28 protein-coding genes and 1 tRNA gene are annotated in these 20,739 nt (G+C 66.4%); 11 read left to right on the top strand and 18 right to left on the bottom strand.

Annotation, left to right across the window (positions count from 1 at the left end):
• Position 1: 1 nt before the first annotated feature.
• Positions 2 to 793, bottom strand: a complete 792-nt coding sequence (locus Q0693_RS09730; RefSeq protein WP_298631278.1) for a class I SAM-dependent methyltransferase — start codon at positions 791 to 793, stop codon at positions 2 to 4.
• A gap of 34 nt (positions 794 to 827) precedes the next feature.
• On the opposite strand from Q0693_RS09730, the gene Q0693_RS09735 reads away from it, so the two are divergent.
• The 3 genes from Q0693_RS09735 to Q0693_RS09745 are packed head-to-tail and all read left to right on the top strand — an operon-like array spanning position 828 to position 3,235.
• Positions 828 to 1,874 carry a glucose-1-phosphate thymidylyltransferase gene (locus tag Q0693_RS09735; protein ID WP_298631280.1) on the top strand — a complete coding sequence of 349 codons (1,047 nt, stop codon included), beginning with the start codon at positions 828 to 830 and terminating at the stop codon, positions 1,872 to 1,874.
• A complete protein-coding gene (locus Q0693_RS09740; protein WP_298631283.1) occupies positions 1,874 to 2,761 on the top strand; it encodes a biotin--[acetyl-CoA-carboxylase] ligase in 888 nt (295 codons plus the stop codon). The genes Q0693_RS09735 and Q0693_RS09740 overlap by 1 nt, the downstream gene beginning before the upstream one ends.
• A gap of 51 nt (positions 2,762 to 2,812) precedes the next feature.
• On the top strand, positions 2,813 to 3,235 hold the full coding sequence (locus Q0693_RS09745; RefSeq protein ID WP_298631286.1) for a DUF2203 domain-containing protein: 423 nt from the start codon (positions 2,813 to 2,815) through the stop codon (positions 3,233 to 3,235).
• On the opposite strand, the gene Q0693_RS09750 is transcribed toward Q0693_RS09745, so the two are convergent.
• Entirely contained in the window at positions 3,195 to 3,578 is a 384-nt protein-coding gene (locus tag Q0693_RS09750) for a metallopeptidase family protein (protein WP_243028256.1), read from the bottom strand. The genes Q0693_RS09745 and Q0693_RS09750 overlap by 41 nt on opposite strands.
• Positions 3,575 to 3,988, bottom strand: coding sequence for a 23S rRNA (pseudouridine(1915)-N(3))-methyltransferase RlmH (locus Q0693_RS09755; RefSeq protein WP_243031234.1), 414 nt, complete (start codon positions 3,986 to 3,988; stop codon positions 3,575 to 3,577). The genes Q0693_RS09750 and Q0693_RS09755 overlap by 4 nt, the downstream gene beginning before the upstream one ends.
• 133 nt (positions 3,989 to 4,121) lie before the next feature.
• On the opposite strand from Q0693_RS09755, the gene Q0693_RS09760 reads away from it, so the two are divergent.
• The 5 genes from Q0693_RS09760 to lpdA all read left to right on the top strand — a co-directional run bounded on the left by Q0693_RS09760 (position 4,122) and on the right by lpdA (position 9,421).
• The gene (locus Q0693_RS09760) at positions 4,122 to 5,225 is read left to right on the top strand and encodes a thiamine pyrophosphate-dependent dehydrogenase E1 component subunit alpha (RefSeq protein WP_298631294.1); all 1,104 of its coding nucleotides are present in this window, start codon (positions 4,122 to 4,124) and stop codon (positions 5,223 to 5,225) included.
• A 10-nt stretch (positions 5,226 to 5,235) separates the two neighbouring features.
• The gene (locus Q0693_RS09765) at positions 5,236 to 6,210 is read left to right on the top strand and encodes an alpha-ketoacid dehydrogenase subunit beta (protein WP_243031230.1); all 975 of its coding nucleotides are present in this window, start codon (positions 5,236 to 5,238) and stop codon (positions 6,208 to 6,210) included.
• A 181-nt stretch (positions 6,211 to 6,391) separates the two neighbouring features.
• On the top strand, positions 6,392 to 6,637 hold the full coding sequence (locus Q0693_RS09770) for a hypothetical protein (protein ID WP_298631300.1): 246 nt from the start codon (positions 6,392 to 6,394) through the stop codon (positions 6,635 to 6,637).
• An 8-nt stretch (positions 6,638 to 6,645) separates the two neighbouring features.
• On the top strand, positions 6,646 to 8,025 hold the full coding sequence (locus Q0693_RS09775) for a dihydrolipoamide acetyltransferase family protein (RefSeq protein WP_298631303.1): 1,380 nt from the start codon (positions 6,646 to 6,648) through the stop codon (positions 8,023 to 8,025).
• A gap of 10 nt (positions 8,026 to 8,035) precedes the next feature.
• Entirely contained in the window at positions 8,036 to 9,421 is a 1,386-nt protein-coding gene (lpdA, locus tag Q0693_RS09780; protein ID WP_298631306.1) for a dihydrolipoyl dehydrogenase, read from the top strand.
• Here the strand turns inward: lpdA and Q0693_RS09785 are convergent.
• The 6 genes from Q0693_RS09785 to lipB are packed head-to-tail and all read right to left on the bottom strand — an operon-like array spanning position 9,418 to position 13,219.
• A complete protein-coding gene (locus Q0693_RS09785; RefSeq protein WP_243031218.1) occupies positions 9,418 to 9,690 on the bottom strand; it encodes a branched-chain amino acid transport in 273 nt (90 codons plus the stop codon). The two genes, lpdA and Q0693_RS09785, sit on opposite strands and share 4 nt — an antisense overlap.
• On the bottom strand, positions 9,687 to 10,322 hold the full coding sequence (locus Q0693_RS09790; RefSeq protein ID WP_298631311.1) for an AzlC family ABC transporter permease: 636 nt from the start codon (positions 10,320 to 10,322) through the stop codon (positions 9,687 to 9,689). The genes Q0693_RS09785 and Q0693_RS09790 overlap by 4 nt, the downstream gene beginning before the upstream one ends.
• Before the next feature lie 2 nt (positions 10,323 to 10,324).
• Positions 10,325 to 11,197, bottom strand: coding sequence for an NAD(P)-dependent oxidoreductase (locus tag Q0693_RS09795; protein WP_298631313.1), 873 nt, complete (start codon positions 11,195 to 11,197; stop codon positions 10,325 to 10,327).
• 9 nt (positions 11,198 to 11,206) lie between these two features.
• Positions 11,207 to 11,572: a DUF3054 domain-containing protein gene (locus Q0693_RS09800; RefSeq protein ID WP_243031210.1), complete on the bottom strand. Its 366-nt coding sequence runs from the start codon at positions 11,570 to 11,572 to the stop codon at positions 11,207 to 11,209.
• A gap of 29 nt (positions 11,573 to 11,601) precedes the next feature.
• Positions 11,602 to 12,573 (bottom strand): lipoyl synthase, encoded by a 972-nt coding sequence (gene lipA / locus Q0693_RS09805; protein ID WP_298631319.1) that lies wholly within the window; start codon positions 12,571 to 12,573, stop codon positions 11,602 to 11,604.
• On the bottom strand, positions 12,557 to 13,219 hold the full coding sequence (gene lipB, locus Q0693_RS09810; protein WP_298631365.1) for a lipoyl(octanoyl) transferase LipB: 663 nt from the start codon (positions 13,217 to 13,219) through the stop codon (positions 12,557 to 12,559). The genes lipA and lipB overlap by 17 nt, the downstream gene beginning before the upstream one ends.
• Positions 13,220 to 13,383: 164 nt before the next feature.
• On the opposite strand from lipB, the gene Q0693_RS09815 reads away from it, so the two are divergent.
• Positions 13,384 to 13,575, top strand: a complete 192-nt coding sequence (locus Q0693_RS09815; RefSeq protein ID WP_298631322.1) for a hypothetical protein — start codon at positions 13,384 to 13,386, stop codon at positions 13,573 to 13,575.
• Here Q0693_RS09815 and Q0693_RS09820 read toward each other — a convergent pair.
• The 9 genes from Q0693_RS09820 to Q0693_RS09860 all read right to left on the bottom strand — a co-directional run bounded on the left by Q0693_RS09820 (position 13,572) and on the right by Q0693_RS09860 (position 19,334).
• A complete protein-coding gene (locus Q0693_RS09820; RefSeq protein WP_298631325.1) occupies positions 13,572 to 14,387 on the bottom strand; it encodes an SDR family NAD(P)-dependent oxidoreductase in 816 nt (271 codons plus the stop codon). The two genes, Q0693_RS09815 and Q0693_RS09820, sit on opposite strands and share 4 nt — an antisense overlap.
• 62 nt (positions 14,388 to 14,449) lie before the next feature.
• Entirely contained in the window at positions 14,450 to 14,893 is a 444-nt protein-coding gene (gene rplI / locus Q0693_RS09825) for a 50S ribosomal protein L9 (RefSeq protein ID WP_243031191.1), read from the bottom strand.
• 9 nt (positions 14,894 to 14,902) lie between these two features.
• On the bottom strand, positions 14,903 to 15,169 hold the full coding sequence (gene rpsR / locus Q0693_RS09830; protein WP_243031189.1) for a 30S ribosomal protein S18: 267 nt from the start codon (positions 15,167 to 15,169) through the stop codon (positions 14,903 to 14,905).
• Complete coding sequence (gene ssb / locus Q0693_RS09835) at positions 15,166 to 15,975, bottom strand: single-stranded DNA-binding protein (protein ID WP_243031169.1); 810 nt, start codon at positions 15,973 to 15,975, stop codon at positions 15,166 to 15,168. The genes rpsR and ssb overlap by 4 nt, the downstream gene beginning before the upstream one ends.
• Positions 15,976 to 15,984: 9 nt before the next feature.
• Positions 15,985 to 16,290, bottom strand: coding sequence for a 30S ribosomal protein S6 (gene rpsF / locus Q0693_RS09840; protein ID WP_243031167.1), 306 nt, complete (start codon positions 16,288 to 16,290; stop codon positions 15,985 to 15,987).
• Between the two features lie 97 nt (positions 16,291 to 16,387).
• Positions 16,388 to 16,463, bottom strand: a tRNA-Asn gene (locus Q0693_RS09845).
• Positions 16,464 to 16,552: 89 nt separating this feature from the next.
• Entirely contained in the window at positions 16,553 to 17,905 is a 1,353-nt protein-coding gene (locus tag Q0693_RS09850) for an NAD(P)(+) transhydrogenase (Re/Si-specific) subunit beta (protein WP_243032441.1), read from the bottom strand.
• On the bottom strand, positions 17,905 to 18,207 hold the full coding sequence (locus Q0693_RS09855) for a proton-translocating transhydrogenase family protein (RefSeq protein WP_008630585.1): 303 nt from the start codon (positions 18,205 to 18,207) through the stop codon (positions 17,905 to 17,907). Before Q0693_RS09855 ends, Q0693_RS09850 begins: the two co-directional genes overlap by 1 nt.
• Entirely contained in the window at positions 18,207 to 19,334 is a 1,128-nt protein-coding gene (locus tag Q0693_RS09860) for an NAD(P) transhydrogenase subunit alpha (protein WP_243032440.1), read from the bottom strand. The genes Q0693_RS09855 and Q0693_RS09860 overlap by 1 nt, the downstream gene beginning before the upstream one ends.
• A 105-nt stretch (positions 19,335 to 19,439) precedes the next feature.
• Here Q0693_RS09860 and Q0693_RS09865 point away from each other — a divergent pair, with 105 nt between their 5' ends.
• Both Q0693_RS09865 and Q0693_RS09870 read left to right on the top strand, forming a co-directional pair.
• On the top strand, positions 19,440 to 20,327 hold the full coding sequence (locus Q0693_RS09865) for a DMT family transporter (protein WP_298631360.1): 888 nt from the start codon (positions 19,440 to 19,442) through the stop codon (positions 20,325 to 20,327).
• Positions 20,324 to 20,739 (top strand): EamA family transporter (locus Q0693_RS09870; RefSeq protein ID WP_298631363.1); only part of this gene is annotated, 416 nt, incomplete at its 3' end. The genes Q0693_RS09865 and Q0693_RS09870, both read left to right, overlap by 4 nt.

A 20,739-nucleotide genomic window follows, 5' to 3' on the forward strand; every position in this document is an offset into this window, starting at 1 on the left:
GCTAGGCCATCCGGGTGGCGCGCAGGGTAAAGCTCCTTTCCAGGGTAAAGGGGCGGTCCAGGTCGCCGAACTCCCCTTCGGCCCAGGCCCAGAGCCGGGGCATGATGCCCTGGTGCACCTCCTCGGGAACCAGCTGGGTGAAGGAGTAAAGCCTTTCCTCCAGGGCCTCCAGGGCCTGGCGCAGGGTGCGCGCCTCCCGCCAGCGCACCACCTCCCGGGCCTTGGGCTTTAGTCCCAGGCGCCTTAGGGCTTCCTCCACCTCCTGAAGCCGCCTTTTGTGTAGGCCCCGCTCCACCCTCACCCCCTCCGCCTCCACCAAGGAGCGCCACCTTTCCTGGATCCCGCGCTCCTCTTCCGCCTCCATCTCGTCCCAGCCCTCCAGGAGCACCCCCCCCGGCTTCAGCACCCTCAGGGCCTCCGCCAGGGCCTTGGGCCAGTCGGGGAGGAGGTGCCAGAGGTGGACCACGATCACCCCGTGCACGCTCTCATCGGGCAGGGGAATGGCCCGGGCATCCGCCTCGAGGAGGCGCACCTTGCGCATCACCCCGGCGGCCTTCTGGCGGAAGACCTCCAGCATGGCCGGGTCCTTGTCCAAGGCGATGTAGGGGTAACCCCGGGCGATGAGGGGCAGGGCAATGCGCCCCGTGCCCACCCCAAGCTCCAGGAGCACCGCCTCCTCCCCCCGCACCCCTAGGGCATTCCCCATGGCGGTGGCGATGCGGCCCGCCACCTCGGGGGGGTAGGCCCGCAGGCGGTCGTAGGCGTAAGCCGAACGGATGGAGGCTTTAGGCATCCCTTAGTCCATTTTAAGGGGTATACTCCCCAGCGTGAAAGGACTTGTACTGGCTGCCGGACGGGGTACGAGGCTTCGTCCCCTCACCCACACGAGGCCCAAGCCGGTGATCCGGGTGGCGGGAAGGCCCATCCTCCACTACGGCCTGGAGAACCTGCTCCAAGCGGGCATTGAGGAGATCGGGGTGGTGGTCTCCCCGGAAACGGAAAAGGACATCCGGGAAGCCCTTTCGGGCTACCGGGTACGGTACATCCTGCAGGAGGAGCCTCAGGGCCTGGCCCATGCGGTGGCCGTGGCCCGGGACTTCCTAGGCCAAAGCCCCTTCGTCCTTTACCTGGGGGATAACCTCTTCCAAAAGGGGATCGCCCGCTTCCTCCAGGCCTTCGCCCCAGGGGTGAGCGCGGTGATCGCCCTGGTACGGGTGGAAAACCCCAGCCAGTTCGGGGTGGCGGTTTTGGAAGGGGAAAGGATCGTGCGCCTTCTGGAAAAGCCCAAGGAGCCTCCCTCGGACCTGGCGGTGGCCGGGGTGTATGTCTTCACCCCGGAGGTCCTGGAGGTCATCGGGGAGCTAAAGCCTTCAGCCCGAGGGGAGTACGAGATCACCGACGCCATCCAAGGCCTCATCGACCGGGGGAAGAGGGTGGTGGGGGTGGAGGTGGAGGGCTGGTGGAAGGACACCGGCCGCCCCCAGGACCTCCTGGACGCCAACCGCCTCCTTCTGGAGGAGCTGGAGGCCCGCATAGAGGGCGAGGTGGCGGAAAGCCAAATCACGGGGCGGGTGGTGGTGGAAAAGGGGGCTAAGGTGGTGGGGAGCACGGTGATCGGCCCCGCCTTTATCGGGGAGGGTGCGGTGGTGGACGGGGCCTACATCGGCCCCTTCACCTCCTTGGGGCCGGGGGCCAAGGTGGTGCGCTCCGAGGTGGAGTACTCCATCCTCGAGGACCACGCCCTCCTGGAGGACGTGAGCCTGCGCCTCCAGGAAAGCCTCCTGGGGGTGGGAGCCCAGGTGCGAAGCCGGAATGGCCTCCCCCGGGCCCACCGGCTGATCCTGGGGGATCTTTCCCAGGTGGAACTGGCCTGATGCCTGGCCTTTTGCCCCTGCTCACCGAAGAGTACCAAAGGGGCGAGGCCCTGGCCCAGCGCCTAGGGGTGAGCCGCCAGGCGGTTTCCAAGGAGGCGAGAAGGCTTCTTGCCGAGGGCTTTCCCCTGGAGGTGCACCGCCAGGGCTACCGCATCCGGCCCGGCACCCCCCTGCCCCACCTCTTCCATCCCTTGGGGCGGCTGGGCCGGCCCTACCGGTATCTGGGCCGGGTGGGAAGCACCCAGGATGTGCTCCGGGCCTGGGCGGAGGAGGGCGTGGCGGAGGGGGCCCTGGTCCTGGCCGAGGTCCAGGAAAGGGGCCGGGGAAGGCGGGGAAGGCCCTGGGAAAGCCGCCCAGGGGAAAGCCTTACCTTTTCCCTGCTCCTGCGCCCGGCCCTGCCCCTTTCCACCCTGGGGCTTCTCCCCCTTGTGGCCGGCTTGGCCCTATGGCGGGCGGTGGGGGTGGGGGGGCTTAAGTGGCCCAACGACCTCCTCGCTCCCGATGGCAGGAAGCTGGCCGGGGTACTCCTGGAGGCCAAGGCGGAGGGAGAAGAGGTGGCCTACGTCCTCCTGGGCGTGGGGGTGAACGTGGAATGGGCCCCCGAGGGGGCCGCCGCTTTGCGGGAGTTCTCCCCCGCCTCCCGACGGGAAGTGCTCTCGGGCTTTCTCCTCCACCTGGAAGGCCTCCTCCCCCTCCTGGAGAACCCGGAGGCCCTTCTAGCCCTTTACCGGCAGGCCTCCTACACCCTGGGCCAGAGGGTGCAGGTCCAGACCGCAAGGGGCCTGGTGGAAGGCGTAGCGGAAGCGGTGCTCCCCGACGGGAGCCTCCTGGTGGGAGGGGTAAAGGTGGGGGCCGGGGATGTGGCCCTCCTGGGCTTCCCTACTTGAGTATCCTAGGCTTAGATTTTCCTAAATGATTGTGCTAGGATAGGGTCAGGTATGTTCGCCCGCATCTTCACCAAGGAGGAGGCCGACGCCCTGCTTCCTGAAATCCGGCGGATCCTGGCCCAGATGCGCGAGAACCGCAAGGAGCTCCAGGAAGCCCAGGCCCGGCTTCCCCAGGCCCGGGGGCTGGAGCGCAGGAACCTGGAGGAGGAGGTGCGCTTCCTCCTGGGCTCCTTGGAAGCGGACGCCCGCTATCTGGCCTCCTTAGGCGTCTTCCTCAAGGACCTGGACCGGGGCCTGGTGGACTTCCCCGCCCGGATTGGGGGCGAGGTGGTGTTCCTCTGCTGGCAGGAGGGCGAGCCCGAGGTGGCCCACTACCACCCTTTGGCCGGGGGTTTTGCCCAGCGCCGGCCCCTACAGGAGGCCTCCTTGCCCCCTACCCCCTCCCACCCCGGCGAAACTCGGCCAGGCGCCTAAGGTCTTCCTGGACCAGCTCGTCCCGGCCCGCCAGGGACTCCAGGTGGTGCCTTAGCTCGTGGAGAAGGGTTTCCCAGACCTCCCCTTCCCAGTCAAACCCCGGCCCCGCCACCTTCTGAAAGGAACCGTAGTAGAGGGCAATATGCCGCCCAAGCCCTTCAAAGCCGCGGAAGGCCGAGGGAGGGCCGGGGTCCAGATACTCCCCCAGCCGCCAGACTCCCCTTAGCCCCGGCTCCGGCTTGGCCTGGGGCAGGACATGCACCCCCTGAAGCTCCCGCTTGAAGGCCTCGGGGATCTCCGCCCAGAGCCTTTCCACCAGGTCCACAAAGGCCTCGTAGGTCATGGCCGGTGGTAGGGATGCCCCGCCCTCAGGGTAAGGATCCGGTAAAGCTGTTCCATGAGGACCAGAAGGGCCAGCTCGTGCTGCAAGGTGAGGGGGGAGAGGGAAAGGAGGAGGTGGGCCCGCTCCCGTACCCCTTCCGGGTAGCCCTCAGCCCCCCCCACCAAGAAGGCCACCCGCTCTCCCTCAAAGCGCCTCAGTTCCTGCAAAAGCCCCTCCGTGGTGAAAAGCCTCCCCCTCTCGTCCAGAACCACCCTGCGGTGGCCCTCCGCCTGGGGCAGGAGGTCCTTGGCCTCCTTGACGAACTGGACCTCGAGGGGGGCATACCTTCGGATGCGGTGCGCATACTCCTCCACCCCCAGCCGGGCGTAGGCCAGCCTGGGTTTGCCCACCGCCACCACCCTAAGCCGCACGCCTCCATCCTAAGGCCAGGGTATACTCAAAGGCGAAGGGAAAGTGGGACCTCACCCACCCCGATAGAGGAGCCTTAGGCCCTTACCCAGGGCAGGCTCCAGGAGCGCCAAAAGCGCGGGAAAAGGAGGGTTTATGGTAAAGGATACCCACCGGTTTCCGCCCTTCACCCCCGAGCCCATAAGGCTCATAGGGGAAAAGGGGGAGTGGCTGGGGGATTTCCCCTTGGACTTGGACGAGGAGAAGCTACGCCGCCTATATCGGGACATGCTGGCGGCCCGGATGCTGGACGAGCGCTACACCATCCTCATCCGCACCGGCAAAACCAGCTTCATCGCCCCTTCGGCCGGGCACGAGGCCGCCCAGGTGGCCATCGCCCACGCCATCCGGAAGGGCTTGGACTGGGTCTTCCCCTACTACCGAGACCACGGCCTGGCCTTGGCCTTGGGCCTGCCCCTGAAGGAGATCTTCGGCCAGATGCTGGCCACCCGGGCTGACCCCAACAAGGGCCGCCAGATGCCGGAACATCCGGGCTCCAAGGCCCTCAACTACTTCACCGTGGCCAGCCCCATCGCCTCCCACGTGCCCCCCGCCGCCGGAGCGGCCATCAGCATGAAGCTCCTAGGCACGGGCCAGGTGGCGGTCTGCACCTTTGGGGACGGGGCCACCAGCGAGGGGGACTGGTATGCGGGCATCAACTTCGCCGCCGTACAGGGGGCCCCTGCCGTTTTCATCGCCGAGAACAACTTTTACGCCATCAGCGTGGACTATAGCCGCCAGACCCATAGCCCCACCATCGCCGACAAGGCCCATGCCTTTGGCATTCCCGGATATCTGGTGGATGGCATGGACGTTCTGGCCGCCTACTACGTGGTCAAGGAGGCGGTGGAGCGGGCCCGCATGGGGGAGGGCCCCAGTCTGGTGGAGCTCAGGGTCTACCGCTACGGCCCCCACTCCTCCGCGGACGACGACAGCCGCTACCGCCCCCGGGAGGAGGTGGAGGCCTGGCGGAAGCGGGACCCCATCCTGCGCTTCCGGCGCTTCCTGGAGGAGCGGGGCCTTTGGAACCTGGAGTGGGAAGAGGAACTCCAAGAGGCCATCCGCGCCGAGCAGGAAAAGGCCCTGAAGGAAGCGGAGGAGGCGGGACCGGTACCGCCGGAATGGATGTTTGAGGACGTCTTCTCGGAAAAGCCCTGGCACCTCAAGCGCCAGGAAGCCCTTCTCAGGGAAGAGCTCTAAGGAGGTCCCCATGGCCCTCATGACCATGGTGCAGGCCCTGAACCGGGCCCTGGATGAGGAGATGGCCTTGGACCCCAAGGTGGTGGTCCTGGGGGAGGATGTGGGCAAAAGGGGCGGGGTCTTCCTGGTAACGGAAGGCCTCCTAAAGAAGTACGGCCCCGACCGGGTCATGGATACCCCCCTTTCCGAGGCCGCCATCGTGGGGGCGGCCCTGGGCATGGCCGCCCACGGTTTAAGGCCGGTGGCGGAGATCCAGTTCGCCGACTACATCTTCCCCGGCTTTGACCAGCTGGTAAGCCAGGTGGCCAAGCTCCGTTACCGTTCCGGCGGGCAGTTCACCGCGCCCTTGGTGGTGCGCATGCCCTCTGGGGGTGGGGTCAAGGGCGGGCACCACCACTCGCAAAGCCCCGAGGCCCACTTCGTGCACACCGCTGGGCTCAAGGTGGTGGCGGTTTCCACCCCCTACGACGCCAAGGGCCTCCTAAAGGCGGCCATCCGCGACGAGGACCCCGTGGTCTTCCTGGAGCCCAAGAGGCTTTACCGCTCGGTGAAGGAGGAGGTGCCCGAGGAGGACTACACCTTGCCCATCGGCAAGGCCGCCATCCGGCGGGAGGGGAAGGACCTCACCCTCATCGGCTACGGCACGGTCATGCCCGAGGTGCTCCAGGCGGCGGAGGAGCTGGAGAAGGCGGGGGTTTCCGCCGAGGTTTTGGACCTCCGCACCCTCATGCCCTGGGACTACGAGGCGGTGATGAACTCCGTGGCCAAGACGGGAAGGGCGGTGCTGGTATCCGATGCCCCCCGGCACGCCAGCTTCCTCAGCGAGGTGGCGGCCACCATCGCCGAGGACATCCTGGACATGCTCCTGGCCCCTCCCATCCGGGTGGCGGGCTTTGACACCCCCTATCCCTACGCCCAGGACAAGCTGTACCTGCCCACCGTCACCCGCATCCTCAAGGCCGCCAAGCGGGCGTTAGACTACTGATATGCCCAAGGAACCCATTTTTCTGGTGGAGGAAGCGGAAGACGGAAGCCATCTTCGCCCAGGGAGAAACCTGGGAGGAGCCTAAGGAGATGGTGCGGGACGCGGTGCCCTGCTCCTACCCCGAAGGGGAAACCCCCAGGGGCCTCCGCTTGCGCCTCGTCCGGGAGGAGGTTCGCGCTCCATGAAACTTCCCCGGGATCCCCATGGGGAGGATCGGACCACACCCTTGTCCCGCCTGGGGCACCGGGTGGTGCGCCGGACGGGAAGCCCCCTCCGCCCTACCTGGAACAGAGGAGGCCGGGAACACCCCCTTTCCCTCCCCCGCCCCCATCCCCTTGGGCTGGGTACCCTGGCGGGGGTTTTGCGGGAAATGGCGGAGGCCCAAGGCCTAACCCGGGAGGGGCTTCTTAAGCTCTTAGATCTGTAAGGAGGCCTATGCCCAAGGAAATCCTCATGCCCGAACTGGCGGAAAGCGTGGTGGAAGGCGAGATCCTGAAGTGGCTGGTGGAGGAAGGGGACTACCTCAAAAAGGACCAGCCCTTCGTGGAGGTGATGACCGACAAGGTCACGGTGGAGCTCCCCTCCCCCTACGAGGGGGTGCTCCTGAAGAAGCTGGCCAAGGAGGGGGAGGTGGTCAAGGTCCATGCCCCCATCGCCCTCCTGGCGGAGCCCGGGGAGGCGGTGGCCGGGGTAAAGGAACCGAAGGCTCCGCCGGTGCAAGCGGTGGAAGAGCGCTCCCTCGTGGAGCCCGGTCTCCCCCCCAAGGAGGAAAAGGAGGACCTCTCCCTCTTCAAGCCGGACACCACCCAGGTGGCGGTGAAGAACCCCTTCCTCGAGGCCCAAAGGGAAGCCCCCAAGGAGGGGCCAGGCCCAGGCCGCATCCTGGCGGTACCCGCCGCCAGAAAGCTGGCCCGGGAGCTGGGGATTCCCCTCGAGGCCATCCCGGGCTCGGGCCCCATGGGCCGCATCCGGGTGGAGGACGTACGGGCCTATGCGGAGAGGCTTAAGGCCCAGGCCGCACCCCCGCCGGAAGCCCCCAGGGAGGCCCCAGCACCCCTTCCCTCGGGCTTCCCTCCCCCGCCCCGTTACACCTCTCCCAAGGGCTATGAGGGGCTGGAGGAGCGCGTTCCCTTAAGGGGCATCCGCCGCACCATCGCCCAGGGGCTTTGGCAAAGCCACCTCTACACGGTGCGCACCCTGAACGTGGACGAGGCCGACCTCACGGAGCTGGTGGCCCTTAGGGAACGGCTGAAGCTCGAGGCCGAGCGCCAGGGGGTAAAGCTCACCTACCTGCCCTTCATCTTCAAGGCGGTGGTGCGGGCCTTGAAGAAGTACCCCATGCTGAACACCAGCCTGGACGAAGAAAGGCAGGAGATCGTCTACAAGCGCTACTACCACCTGGGCCTGGCGGTGGCCACGGAAAGGGGGCTTGTGGTGCCCGTGGTGCGGGATGTGGACCGGAAGAATATCCTGGAACTTGCCCAGGAGATCGCCGAGCTTTCCGCCAAGGCCCGGGAGGGGAAGCTTTCCCCCGAGGAGGTCACGGGCTCCACCTTCACCGTGACCAACATCGGCTCGGTGGGGGCCCTCATGAGCTTCCCCATCATCAACGTTCCCGAGGCCGCCATCCTGGGGGTGCACTCCATCCGGAAGCGGCCCTGGGTGATGCCGGATGGCTCCATCCAGGCCCGGGACATCATGTACCTCTCCCTCTCCTTTGACCACCGCCTGGTGGACGGGGCCGAGGCCGCCTCCTTCACCCGGGAGGTGATCCGGCTATTGGAAAACCCCGACCTCCTCCTTCTGGAAATGTAGGATGGACCCCATGAAGACCTACGACCTCATCGTGATCGGCACCGGGCCCGGCGGCTACCACGCCGCCATCCGGGGGGCGCAACTGGGGCTTAAGGTTCTGGCGGTGGAGGCCGCCGAGGTGGGGGGCGTGTGCCTGAACGTGGGGTGCATTCCCACTAAGGCCCTGCTCCACGCGGCAGAGACCCTCCACCACCTGAAGGCGGCCGAGGGCTTCGGCCTAAAGGCCAAGCCCGAGCTGGACTTCAAAAAGCTTGGCGCCTGGCGGGATGGGGTGGTGAGGAAGCTCACCGGGGGGGTGGCTGGGCTCCTAAAGGGCAACAAGGTGGAGCTTCTGCGGGGCTTCGCCCGCTTCAAGGGCCCCAAGGAGATAGAGGTAAACGGGGAAACCTACGGGGCCAAAAGCCTCATCATCGCCACGGGAAGCGAGCCCATGCCCTTAAAGGGTTTCCCCTTCGGCGAGGACGTCTGGGACTCCACCCGGGCCCTAAGGGTAGAGGAGGGCATTCCCCAGCGCCTCTTGGTGATCGGGGGCGGGGCGGTGGGGTTGGAACTGGGCCAGATCTACCACCGCCTGGGTTCGGAGGTAACCCTCATTGAGTACATGCCCGAGATCCTCCCGGCAGGGGACCGGGAAACCGCCGCCCTTCTGCGCAAGGCCCTGGAGAAGGAAGGGATTAAGGTGCGCACGGGCACCAAGGCGCTGGGCTACGAGAAAAAGGGGGATGGCCTCCGCGTTCTCCTGGAGCCCGCCCAAGGGGGAAAGCCAGAGGAGATCGTGGTGGACAAGATCCTGGTGGCGGTGGGCCGCAAGCCCCGCACCGAGGGCCTAGGCCTGGAGAAGGCCGGGGTGAGGGTGGACGAGCGGGGCTTCATCCAGGTGAACGCCCGCCAGGAGACCTCGGTCCCCGGGGTCTACGCCATCGGGGATGTGGCCAGGCCTCCCCTTCTCGCCCACAAGGCCATGAAGGAGGGCCTGGTGGCCGCAGAAAACGCCGCCGGGAAAAACGCCCTCTTTGACTACCAGGTGCCCAGCGTGGTCTACACCGGCCCCGAGTGGGCCGGGGTGGGGCTTACGGAGGAGGAGGCGGGGAAGGCGGGGTACAAGGTGAAGGTGGGGAGGTTTCCCCTTGCCGCCAGCGGCCGGGCCCTCACCCTGGGAAGCGCCGAGGGCCTCATCAAGGTGGTGGGGGATGCGGAAACCGACCTCCTCCTGGGGGTCTTCATGGTGGGGCCCCAGGCGGGAGAGCTCATCGCCGAGGCCACCTTGGCCCTGGAGATGGGGGCCACGGTCTCCGACCTGGGCCTTACGGTCCACCCCCACCCCACCCTCTCCGAAGGCCTCATGGAGGCGGCAGAGGCCTTGCACAAGCAGGCCATCCACATCCTGAACCGCTAGAGGAGGCCCAGAAGCCCGTAAAGCCCCACCCCCAGGAACACGGCCAGGCCCAGGTTTCCCGTAAGCCGCGCCCCCAGGTAGGTGCCCAAAAGGGCCAGGCCGGTGCGGAGCCACTCCGGGGAAGGGGGTGGGCTAAAGGCCGAGACCAGGAAAAGGGCCACCACCAGGGCCGGCCCCGCCTGGCCGGCCCGTAGGCTTCCCTCCCCCCGCCAGGGCAGGAGGCGGAGGAGAAAGGTGCCCAAGGCCAGGAGAAGGAGGGCCAGGGTCATGGCCTCCTCCCCCCAAAAAGCCCGATGACCCCAGCCAAGAAAAGGCCCCAGGCCGTCTGGCCCAGGAGGTGCAAGGCCAGGGCCGCCCCGCCCGCCAGGAGGGCCAGAGGGTTCCTGAGGTGGGGCAGGGCCAAGAGGAGAAAGAGGGCCGGAAGGGCAAAGGAAAGGGCCTCCCCTAGGACCGGCCAGGCCAAAAGCCCCTTGGCCCCCAGGGCCCCGAGGGCGGTGCCCAGGTTCCAGGAGAGGTAGGCCCCCAAGCCCAGGCCCAGGAAGTAGCCCCGCCTCTCTTCCGGAAGGAGGCCGGGAAGGGCTTTTAGGGCCAAGGCGAAGACCTCATCCGTGAGGAAAAAGGCTTCCAAGGGACCCCCTTTCAGGTAGGGCCGGAGGGCCGGGCCGTAGAAGGCATGGCGCAGGTTGAGGAGAAGGCCCAAGGTGGCCGCCAAAAGGGGCGGCACCCCTTGGGCCAGAAGCCCCAACAGGGCAAACTGGCTGGCCCCGGCGAAGACCAGGAGGGAGGTGAGCTGGATCCAGAGGTAGCCAAGCCCCGCCTGGGCACCCAGGGCGCCAAAGGCCACGGCCACGGGGAAATAGCCCAAAGCGATGGGCCAGGCGGCCTTTAGGCCTTCCCTCATCCTTAGCGGATCTCCACCCCGCCCCAGCGCTCCAGAAGCTTCAGGGCCTCCACGTGGTCGGCCTCTGGGCCCAGCTCCCTCTTGGCCATCTCGTACACCTCCCGGGTGAGGCGGAGAAGGGGGCTTGGGGCCTTCTCCCCATCCAAAACCCCCATGGCGATGCCCAGATCCTTCACCAACAGGCCCAAGGCGAAGGTCTTGGGGAAGGCGCGCGTGAGGACCCTTTGGGGGATCAGGTTCTCCGTGGCGTTGGAGCGGCCACTGGAGGCATTGATCACCTCGAGGGCCTTCTCCGCGGAAACCCCTTGCCGCACCAAGGCGAGGAGTCCTTCCCCCGCCGCCCAGAGGTTCACCGCCAAAAGGGCGTTGTTGATGGCCTTCACCGCATGCCCCGCCCCCACGGGCCCCACGTGGACCACCTTGGCGGCGTAGGCCAGGAAGGGCCTCACCCTCTCCACCGCCTCGAGGGGCCCCCCCATCATCACCGTGAGGGTGCCCTTTTCCGCCCCGATGGTCCCCCCGGAAACCGGGGCGTCCAGGTAGACCACCCCCTTTTCCCGAAGGCGCTCCGCCAGCTTGCGGCTTCCCTCGGGCTCCCCGCTGGTGGCGTCCACCCAGTAGGTGCCGGGCCTCAGGTGGGGCCAAAGGGCCTCCGCCACCTCCGTCACCTCCTTGGTGGTGGGCAGGCAGCTGAAGATCAGCCTAGCCTCCGCCACCCCTTCCAGGGGCACGGCCTGGGAGCCAAACTCCTCCTGGTGCCTTAGGGCCTTGGCAAAGGTGCGGTTCCAGACCAGGGTGGGAAACCGCTTGGCCAAATGGGCGGCCATGGGGTAGCCCATGGCCCCGAGGCCGAGGAAGGCCACCTTCTCTTCCATGTCCCCTTTTTACCAGAGCCTCTGGAGCTTGGCGAGGCCCCGGAAGAGGAGGAGGAAAAGGAGGCTAAAGGCCATGGCCACGCCCAGGAAGACGAAAAACCCCACCCCAAACCCCAGGCCCAGGACCATCTGCCTAAGCCACAGCCCTGCGGGAAAGGCCAAGGCCCAGGTGAGGAGGAGGTTTTGCCAGGTGGGCTTACGGTAAGTGCCCAGGAAGGGGGAAAGGAGAAGCCAGACGAAAAGCACGGGCAGCACGTTTCGCGCCAGGCCCCCAAAGGTTATGGGTTGGCCATGGGAAAGAAGCCCAGCCCCGGCAAACAGGAGGAGGGCCAAAAGGTCCAGGAGGAAAAGGGAGGTGGTGCGGCTTCCCGCCATGGCCTTAGCCTACCAGGTGCAGGGCCACTCTACCTCTGGGAAGCCTCCAAGAAGACCCGATCCGCCCGATAGGAGCTCCGCACCAAGGGCCCGGCGAAGACCTCCTTGAAGCCCAGCCCGTACCCCCAGGCCTCGTAGCGCTGGAAGTCCTCCGGGGGCACGTACCGCTCCACGGGCAGGTGGGCCGGGGTGGGGCGCAGGTACTGGCCCAGGGTGAGGATATCCACCCCCGCCTCCCTCAGGTCCCGCATGGCCTCGAGGATCTCCTCCTCCGTCTCCCCCAGGCCCAGCATGAGGCTGCTCTTGGTGAGGACCCCGGGGCGGTAGCGCTTGGCGTGGGCCAGGACCTTAAGGGTCTGGTCGTAACCCGCCCGGGGGTCCCGCACCTTGGGGGTGAGGCGGCGCACGGTCTCCAGGTTCTGGGCGTAGACCTCAGGGCCCGCATCCAAAACCATCTCCACCGCCTTTAGGTCCCCCTGGAAATCAGGGGTAAGGGCCTCCACCAAGACCCCGGGGGCCTTCTCCTTGATGGCCCGGATGGTGGCGGCGAAGTGGGCCGCCCCACCGTCGGGAAGGTCGTCCCGGTCCACGCTGGTGAGGACCACGTAGCGGATATGAAGCCGGGCGATGGCCTCGGCCACCCTACGGGGCTCCTCCGGGTCTATGAGGCCCTTAGGATTCCCTGTGTCCACCGCGCAGAACTTGCAGGCCCGGGTGCAGATGCCCCCCAGGATCATCACCGTGAGGGTGCCATGGCTCCAGCACTCCCCCACGTTGGGGCAAAGGGCCTCCTGGCAGACGGTGTGGAGCTTGAGCTCCTTCACCGTGGCCTTCAGGGCCTGGTACTTGGCCCCCGTGGGCAGGGTGGCCCGGAGCCAGGCGGGCTTGTGCCGGTCCACGGGCTCCGGCCGGGTCTGGGCCAGGCCGTGCTTCACCACCTTGAGCTCCACCACCTCCCCGGTGGGGGCTATGAGCTCCACGGTTTCAAACTTGGGCTTCACGATGGTCCTCCTTTAGGCGGGGCTCCATTCCGAAAACCTCGGCGAAGGCCTGCACCACCCTGCCCTTCACCTCCTGCATGGGAACCTTGCGGCCTAAAAGCCGCTCCAAGGAGGTGACCCCTTTCCCCTTAAGCCCACAGGGGATGATGACGGAGAAGTCGTTCAAGTCGGTGTTCACGTTAAGGGCGAAGCCGTGGAAACCCACCCCTTCCTTCACCGCCACCCCGATGGCGCAAAGCTTCTCCTCCCCCACCCAGACCCCGGCGTACCCCGGGGTGGGGTAGGCCCTTAGGCCATAGGAGGCCGCCACCCTTACCACGGCCTCTTCTATCTGGCGCAGGAAGCGGCGCACCTCCCGGCCCACGGGGAAGATGGGGTAGCCCACCAGCTGCCCCGGCCCATGATAGGTGACGTCCCCACCCCGTTCCACCCAGTAGAGCTCAAAACCGTTCTCCCGGTACCAGCTTTCGGGGAAAAGGAGGTTCTCCCCCGTGGCCTTCCGCCCCAGGGTGACGACCCGGGGATGCTCCAAAAGGAGCAGGGTGGGGGGGCGCTCGCCCCGCACCACCTGGCCGTGCACCCCCTTCTGGTACGCCCAGGCCTCCCCGTAAGGCACCAGGCCTAGGTCCTCCACCAGAAACTCCACGTCCCTAAGCATACGCCAGGGAAAAGCCCCGACAAAGTGGGCCCCCTTACCCCCCGTTTCTCCTCTGCCGTTCCCCTAGCGTCCCCAAAGGCCTAGGGAAGGGCTTTTCCGGGCTCCTGGCCCCCCTTGACCAGGCCCTGACAAGAGGGGCCTAGGCTAGGGCCATGAACCGGGAAACACGGCTGGAGATGCTCTTGGAGCTTGAGCCCGAGGCCTTGGACCCAGGGCTAGCGGAAAAGCTCATGGATGAGGTGCTGGCAGTTTTCCGCAGGCACCTTCCCGTGCGGAGCCTCGAGGGCATCCTGAAGCGGCAGGAAGGGCGTCTGGTCCTTCTCGTGGCCCTGGAGCTGGCCTAGGCCAGAAAGCGGGCCAGGAGCCTGTCCCGTAAGGCTTCGGGAAGGTGGCGGAGAAGAAGGGTCCGCCACCCCTTAGGGGCCACCAGGTAGCGGGCCCTGGGCCTTGGGTCCAGGAGGGCTTTGAGCACCACCTCCGCCACCCTTTCCGGGGGTAGGCCCCTTTTGGCGCTGGCCCTGGCCATCTTGCGGGCCACCTCCAGGTAGCGGCCATACACCCCTTCCGTACCGGGAGGAGGGGGCTCCAAGTAGGCGGCCGCCCAGCGTTCCGAGCGTTCCCAGATAGGGGTGGCCACGGGCCCCGGTTCCACCAAGACCACCCTCACCCCAAAGGGAAGGAGCTCCACCCTCAGGGCATCCGCCAGGGCCTCGAGGGCGAACTTGGTGGCGGCATAGGGGCCTGCCAGGGGCAGGGCCACCAGGCCGGACACGGAGCCCATGAGCACCACCCGCCCCCGGCTTTGGCGGAGAAGGGGCAAGAAGCCCTTCACCGTGGCGAAAGCGCCCAGAAGGTTCACCTCCAGGACCTGACGGAAAGCGGAAAGGGGAACAAGCTCCAGTGGCCCCGCCACCGCAATCCCCGCATTGGCCACCAAACCCTCCAACCCCTCCCCTTCCAGAAGCCTTCGGGCCTGCAAAAGGCTTTCCTCCTGGGTTACGTCCAGGAAGAGGGGCACCACCCCCAGGGCGCGCAGGGCCTCGGCATCCTGGGATTTGCGCACCCCGCCATAGACCCGAAAGCCCTTGGCCGCCAAAAGCCGGGCCGTGGCCAGACCGATGCCGCTACCCGCTCCCGTGATCAGCACGCGCCGCATAGGAAAAGCTTAAGGACCCCCGGCTGTCCAGGGGTCCCCGCAGCCTGCCGGACCCATGGCCCCTACTGGGCCACCACGCTCACCTTCAAGGCTATCGGCACCTCGGGGTGGGGCTTGTAGGTGAGGACGTACTCCCCCAGCTCCTTGATGGGCCTTTCCAACACCAGGCGCTTGGGATCAATGGTGATGCCGTGCTGGCGGGAAAGGGCCTCGGCGATGTCCTTGGCGGTCACGGAGCCGTAGATCTTGGTCTCCCCCGCCCGCACCGGGATGGTGAGGGTGAGGTTCTCCAGGATCTCCTTAAGACGCTCCGCCTCCGCCTTCCTCTCCGCCAGGCGCTTGGCCTGGGCGCGGATCTTGGCCTCCAGGGCCTTCAGGTTGCTCTCCGTGGCCAAGACCGCCAGGCCCCGGGGCAGGAGGTAGTTCTTGGCGTAGCCGGGCTTCACGTTCACCACCTGGCCCACATCGCCCAGGTTCTCCAGGGGTTCAAGCAGGATGACCTTCATGTCCACCCCCTATTTGCGCACCAGCTTCTCCGTGAAGGGAAGAAGCCCCAAAATCCTCGCCCGCTTGATGGTGCGGGCCAGGATGCGCTGCTCCTTGGCGGTGAGCCCCGTGCGGCGGCGGGGAAGGATCTTCCCCGTCTCCGACAGGAACCGCTTCAGCACCTCCACGTTGCGGTAGTCCTTCAGGTCAAACTCCCCCAGGCTGGCCTTGACCTTGGCCTTCCTGGAAGGACGCTTCTGCGTCTCCTTCTTGGGTTTAACGTTCTTCGTGCTCAAAACGGCAAATCCTCCTCCGGCGGGAAGTCTTCCAATCCTTCGTCAATGTCCACCCCACCCGTCTGGACAGAGCGCCCTGGCTCTTGGGGCCTGCTTCCGCCGGCTCTTTCAGGCCCACGGGTGGGTCGCTCCAACCTGAGGGCTTCCACACGGGTCTGGAAGCGCCTCTCCCCGGTGGAGCTGGTCCAGGAGTCGTTCACCAAACGGCCGATCACCAAAAGCCCCTCACCCCGCTTGAGCTCGGAGGCCCACTCGGCCAGGTCGCGCCAGGCCTGAACCTCTATAAAGTGGGTCTTTTCCCCTTCCGGCCCCTGGCCAGGGCGGCGCTCGTTCACCGCCAGGCCCAGCCGGACCACCGCCGTCCCCTGGGGGGTGTAGCGCAGATCGGGATCGCGGGTGAGGTTGCCCATGAGGATCACCTGGTTGAGGGCGTGGCGGAGCCTAGGCTGGCCCCGGGCATCCTCCACGGTTTCCCGCCCTCGGGCCTCCAGGGGATCGATGAAGTCCGCCCGGATCTGGAGCTCGCTCCGCCTCTCCCCATCCCGCTCCCACTGCCGGTACTCCAGCCGCCCCTCCACGAAGACCAGCTGGCCCCTTTCCAGGACGTCCCCCCACATCTCCGCCTGCCGCCCTAAAAGGCGCACCCGGTGGTACCAGGACACCTCCTTTTCCCCAGAGGCATCCCACAGGGTATCCTGGCCCGCGAGGCTTAGGTCCAAAATGGCCATGCCCCCCGGGGTATAACGCATGTCTGGACGGGCGGTAAGGGTCCCGATGAGAAATACGCGGTTCAGGCCTCTTGCCATGGGAACAGTTTACGCTTTGGCCAGCAGGGGTTCCTGGGCCTTCACCACCATGACTCGGCGCACGTTGTCGCGCAGGCGAAGCTCCCGGGCTAGGTGGTTCACCCGGTCTTCGGGCATCTCCACCTGGTACCAGAGGAAGTAGCCCTGGGTGTCCTTGGCGATGGGGTAGGCCAGGCGGCGTACACCCCATTCCTCCACCTTCTCCACCCGAGCGCCGAAGGCCTCGAGGGCCTTGCCGATGATCTCCTTCTCCAGGGCGAGCTGGGTCTGGTCCAGGTTGGGGCTCAGGATGATGTTCACCTCGTACTTGCGCATCCACACCTCCTTTCCGGGCCCGGCAGGCCGCACGAGGAATGATTATACCCTCTCTTCCTCCCCAAAAAAAGACCCAGGGGGCCCTAAGGCCCCCATCTGGCTCCGCGGGCAGGACTCGAACCTGCGACCAACCGGTTAACAGCCGGCCGCTCTACCAGCTGAGCTACCGCGGACCGACCGCACTAGGCACTATAGCAGGAGGCCCGGGGAAGCGTCAAGAAGAAGACCCCGGGAACCTCCCGGGGTCTGGCCCAGGCCTGGCCTAAAGCTTCTTTAGGGCCTGGGTGAGCTGGGTGAGCACGTGTTGCGCATCCCCGTAGAGCATCCGGGTGTTGTCGGCGTAGAAGAGCTCGTTCTCCACCCCAGCAAAGCCCTTGCCCTGGCCCCGCTTGATGACGATCACGTTCTTGGCCTTGTCCACGTCCAGGATGGGCATGCCGTAAAGGGGGCTTCCCGGGCGGCGGGCGGCGGGGTTCACCACGTCGTTGGCCCCGATCACCACCGCCACGTCCACGGTGGGGAACTCGGGGTTGATCTCCTCGAGGTCCTTCAGCTTGTCGTAATCCACCCCGGCCTCGGCCAAAAGCACGTTCATGTGCCCGGGCATCCGCCCCGCCACCGGGTGGATGGCGAACTTCACCTCCACCCCTTTGCTCTCCAAGAGGTCCGCCAGCTCCTTTACCTTGTGCTGGGCCTGGGAGAGGGCCATGCCGTAACCGGGCACAAAGACCACCTTGGCCGCGTAGGCCAGCATCACCGCGGCGTCCTCCACGTCAATGGGCTTGAGGCTCCCCTTGACCTCCCCCGCCTCCTGCTCCACGCCAAACCCACCCATGAGTACGCTCATGACGGAGCGGTTCATGGCCCGGGCCATCAGCACGGTGAGAAGGGTACCCGCCGCCCCCACCAGGGTGCCCGCCACCATCAAGGCCGGGTTGCCCACGGCAAAACCCTCAAAGCCCACGGCCATGCCGGTAAAGGCGTTGTAGAAGGAGATGGCCACGGGCATGTCCCCACCGCCGATGGGCAGGGTCATGAGAATGCCGAAAAGCAAGGCTAGAAGGAAGAAGAGCACGATGCTGAGGGTGGGATCGTTCCAGAGCAGGGAGAAGCCCAAGAGAACCGTGATGAGAAGGACCAGGGCGTTCACCACCTTCTGCCCGGGGAAAACGATGGGCCGGGTCTTCATGATTCCCTGAAGCTTGGCAAAGGCGATGAGGCTTCCCGTGAAGGCCACGCTCCCGATGAGGCCGCCCAGGATGGCCAAGGCCATGAGGCCCGGGTTCTCAAAGGCCCCCTTCAGGAGCTCCACCGCGGCGATGGTGGCCGCCGCACCCCCACCCATGCCGTTGTAGATGGCCACCATCTGGGGCATGTCGGTCATGGCCACCTTGACCGCCGCCCACCAAGCCACCACCGAGCCCACCAAGAGGGCGATGAGCATGAGGCCAAAGTTGTGCATCCCCGGCCAGAAGAAGGTGGCCACCACCGCCAAGGCCATGCCCCACCCCGCCCACACGATGCCGCTTTTGGCGGTGGTGGGGTGGGCCATGCGCTTTAAGCCCACGATGAAGAGGATGGCCACCACAAAGTAGGCTGCTTGGATGAGGTCCATTACTGACCACCTCCCTTGCCCGGCTTTTTCTCAAACATCTCCAGCATGCGCACCGTCACCGCATACCCCCCGGCGGCGTTGGCCGCCCCCAGGATCACCCCCAGGAAGCCAATGAGCTTTTCCAGGCCAGTTTCCGCATGCCCCAAGACCACCATGGCCCCCACCACCACCACCCCGTGGATGAAGTTGGACCCCGACATCAAGGGGGTGTGGAGGATCACCGGCACCCGGGTGATGAGCTCGTAACCCAAGAAGGCCGTGAGCACAAAAATGTAAAGGGCAGACCAGAAGCCAAACTCCATCACGCACCTCCCACGAGGGCCTTGGTGGGCCCGTGCAGGATCTCGCCTTCCTTCATGAGAAGCGCCCCTTGGATGATCTCGTCCTCCCACTTAGGGGCGAACTCGCCCTTTTCTATAAGCAGGCCCGAAAGATTGAGAAGGTTTTTGGCGTACATCTCCGAAGCGTGTACGGAAAGCTCGCTGGGGAGGTTCAAGGGGCCATAGATCCTAACCCCCCTCACCTCCACCACCTCTCCGGGCTTGGTGAGGACGCAGTTACCCCCGCTTTCCGCGGCCAGATCCACCACCACCGTGCCCGGCTTTAAGCGCTCCACCATGTCCTCGGTGAGGAGGATGGGGGCCCGGCGGCCCGGGACCTGGGCGGTGGTGATGATGGCGTCCATCCCCGCCACGTGTTCCCGTAAGGCTTCGTGTTGGATGCGCTTTTCCTCCTCGGTGAGTTCGCGAGCGTAACCCCCCTCCCCTTCGGCACTGATGGGCAGCTCAATGGGCTTGGCCCCCAAGGAAAGGGCCTGCTCCACCGCCGCCTTGCGCACGTCGTAGGCGAACACCTGGGCCCCCAGGCGCTTGGCGGTGGCGATGGCCATGAGCCCCGCCACCCCCACCCCCATGACCATCACCTTGGCGGGGCGGATGGTACCCGCCGCGGTGGTGAGCATGGGGAAGAAGCGGGGGGAAAGCCTGGCGGCATGGATGGCCGCCAGATACCCCGCCACCGTGGCCTGGCTGGAAAGAGCGTCCATGCTCTGGGCCCGGGTGATGCGGGGGATGAGCTCCATGGCGATCACCGTGGCCTTTTTGGCGGCCAAAGCCTTCACCAGGTCCAGATTTTTATGGGCCTGAACAAAACCCACCACAATGGCCCCAGGCTCCAAGGCGGCGATCAGATCCTCCGGTGGCGGCTGGACGGTGAAGAGGAGGTTGGCGCCCTTTAGGAGCTCTCCTCGCTCCACCACCTCCGCCCCTGCCTCCTGGTAAGCGGCGTCAAGATGATAGGCGCCTTCCCCAGCACCCTTTTCCACCCGTACCCTGGCCCCTCCCTTCACCAGGCGGGCCACCACCTCGGGCACCAGGGCCACCCTTCTTTCCCCTGGGGCCCTTTCCTTGGGAACCGCTACCGTCACCATAGGACCTCCTCCGCGCCAGTATACCAACGGCATCCATGGGCATCTGTCCTGAGCCTCGAGGCTGACCCACTGGTCAGAAGCAAGTCCTTATGGAAAAATGCCCCCATGCGGCCCTCGGGGCTCAAGATCGCCGCCGTACTGCTCTTGGGGATCCTCGCCATCAGCTTCGGGAGCATCCTGGTGCGCCTGGCCCTGGCGGCCTCAGGGGATAGAAGCCTGGCCTTCAGCCTGGTGATGAGCGCGGGGCGCATGGCGCTGGCGGCCCTCCTCCTCCTCCCCGCCTGGCGCAGCCCCCTAAGGAGCCCCGCTGGGCTTCCTTACGCCGTGGCCGCCGGCGCCTTTTTAGCCCTGCACTTCGCCCTCTGGATCACCTCCCTCTCCTACACCTCCGTGGCCGCCAGCACCGCCTTGGTCACCACCAACCCCATCTGGATCACCCTGTTCGCCCGGCTCTTCTTCCGGGAGACTCCTTCCGGCCTCACCCTTCTGGGCATCGGGGTAGCCCTTTTGGGAGGGCTGCTCATCGGCCTGGGGGATGCCCAAGGAGGAGGGGGGGCCAACCCCCTCCTGGGGGATTTCCTGGCCCTCTTGGGAGCGGTGGCCGCCTCCCTCTACCTCCTCCTGGGGCGGGAAGCGCAAAGGCGCGGCCTTTCCATCCTGGAATACATACGGGTAGCTTACTCCGCCGCCGCCCTTCTCCTCCTCCCCCTCCCCTATCTCTTCGGGGGTGGGTACGGGGGGTATCCACCCGTGGTCTATGGCTACATCCTCCTCATGGCCCTCCTGCCGCAACTCGTGGGTCACACCAGCTTCAACTGGGCCACCCGGCATATCCCCCCGGTCCTGGTCTCCCTGGCCATCCTCTTTGAGCCGGTGGGGGCAAGCCTCCTCGCCTTCCTCCTCTTTGGGGAGCTTCCTGGGATTCCCGTGCTCCTGGGAGCCCTAGTCCTCTTGATGGGGGTGGGGATGGCCGTGGTGGGAGGGCGAAGGTGATCCACATCGCCTTAGCCGCCCTCCTCTGGGGCCTGGGTGGGGCCCTGGCCGGGCGGTTCATGGGGGAGATCCCCCCTTCGGTCCTCATTCCCTTACGCTTTCTCCTCAGCTTCCTCCTGCTCCTTCCCCTGGTGCTTCGCTTCCCCCCGGCCGCCACGGAGTGGCCTAGGCTGGTTCGGGTGGGCCTGGCCCTTTCCGGGGCCCAGGCCTTTTACTACCTGGCCATCCACGCCACCACCGTGGCCACGGGAATCTTCCTCCAGTACCTGGCCCCGGCCCTCCTCACCCTCTACGCCCTCCTAAGGAGGGAAAGGCTTCCCGGCAAGGCGCTTTTGGGCGTGGCCCTAGCCCTTTGGGGAGCCTATGTGCTGGTGGTGGGGTCCAAGGGCTTCGCGGCAAGCCCCGTGGGGGT

This window comes from uncultured Thermus sp., from assembly GCF_938010445.1.
In the GTDB taxonomy this organism is placed as follows: domain Bacteria; phylum Deinococcota; class Deinococci; order Deinococcales; family Thermaceae; genus Thermus; species Thermus altitudinis.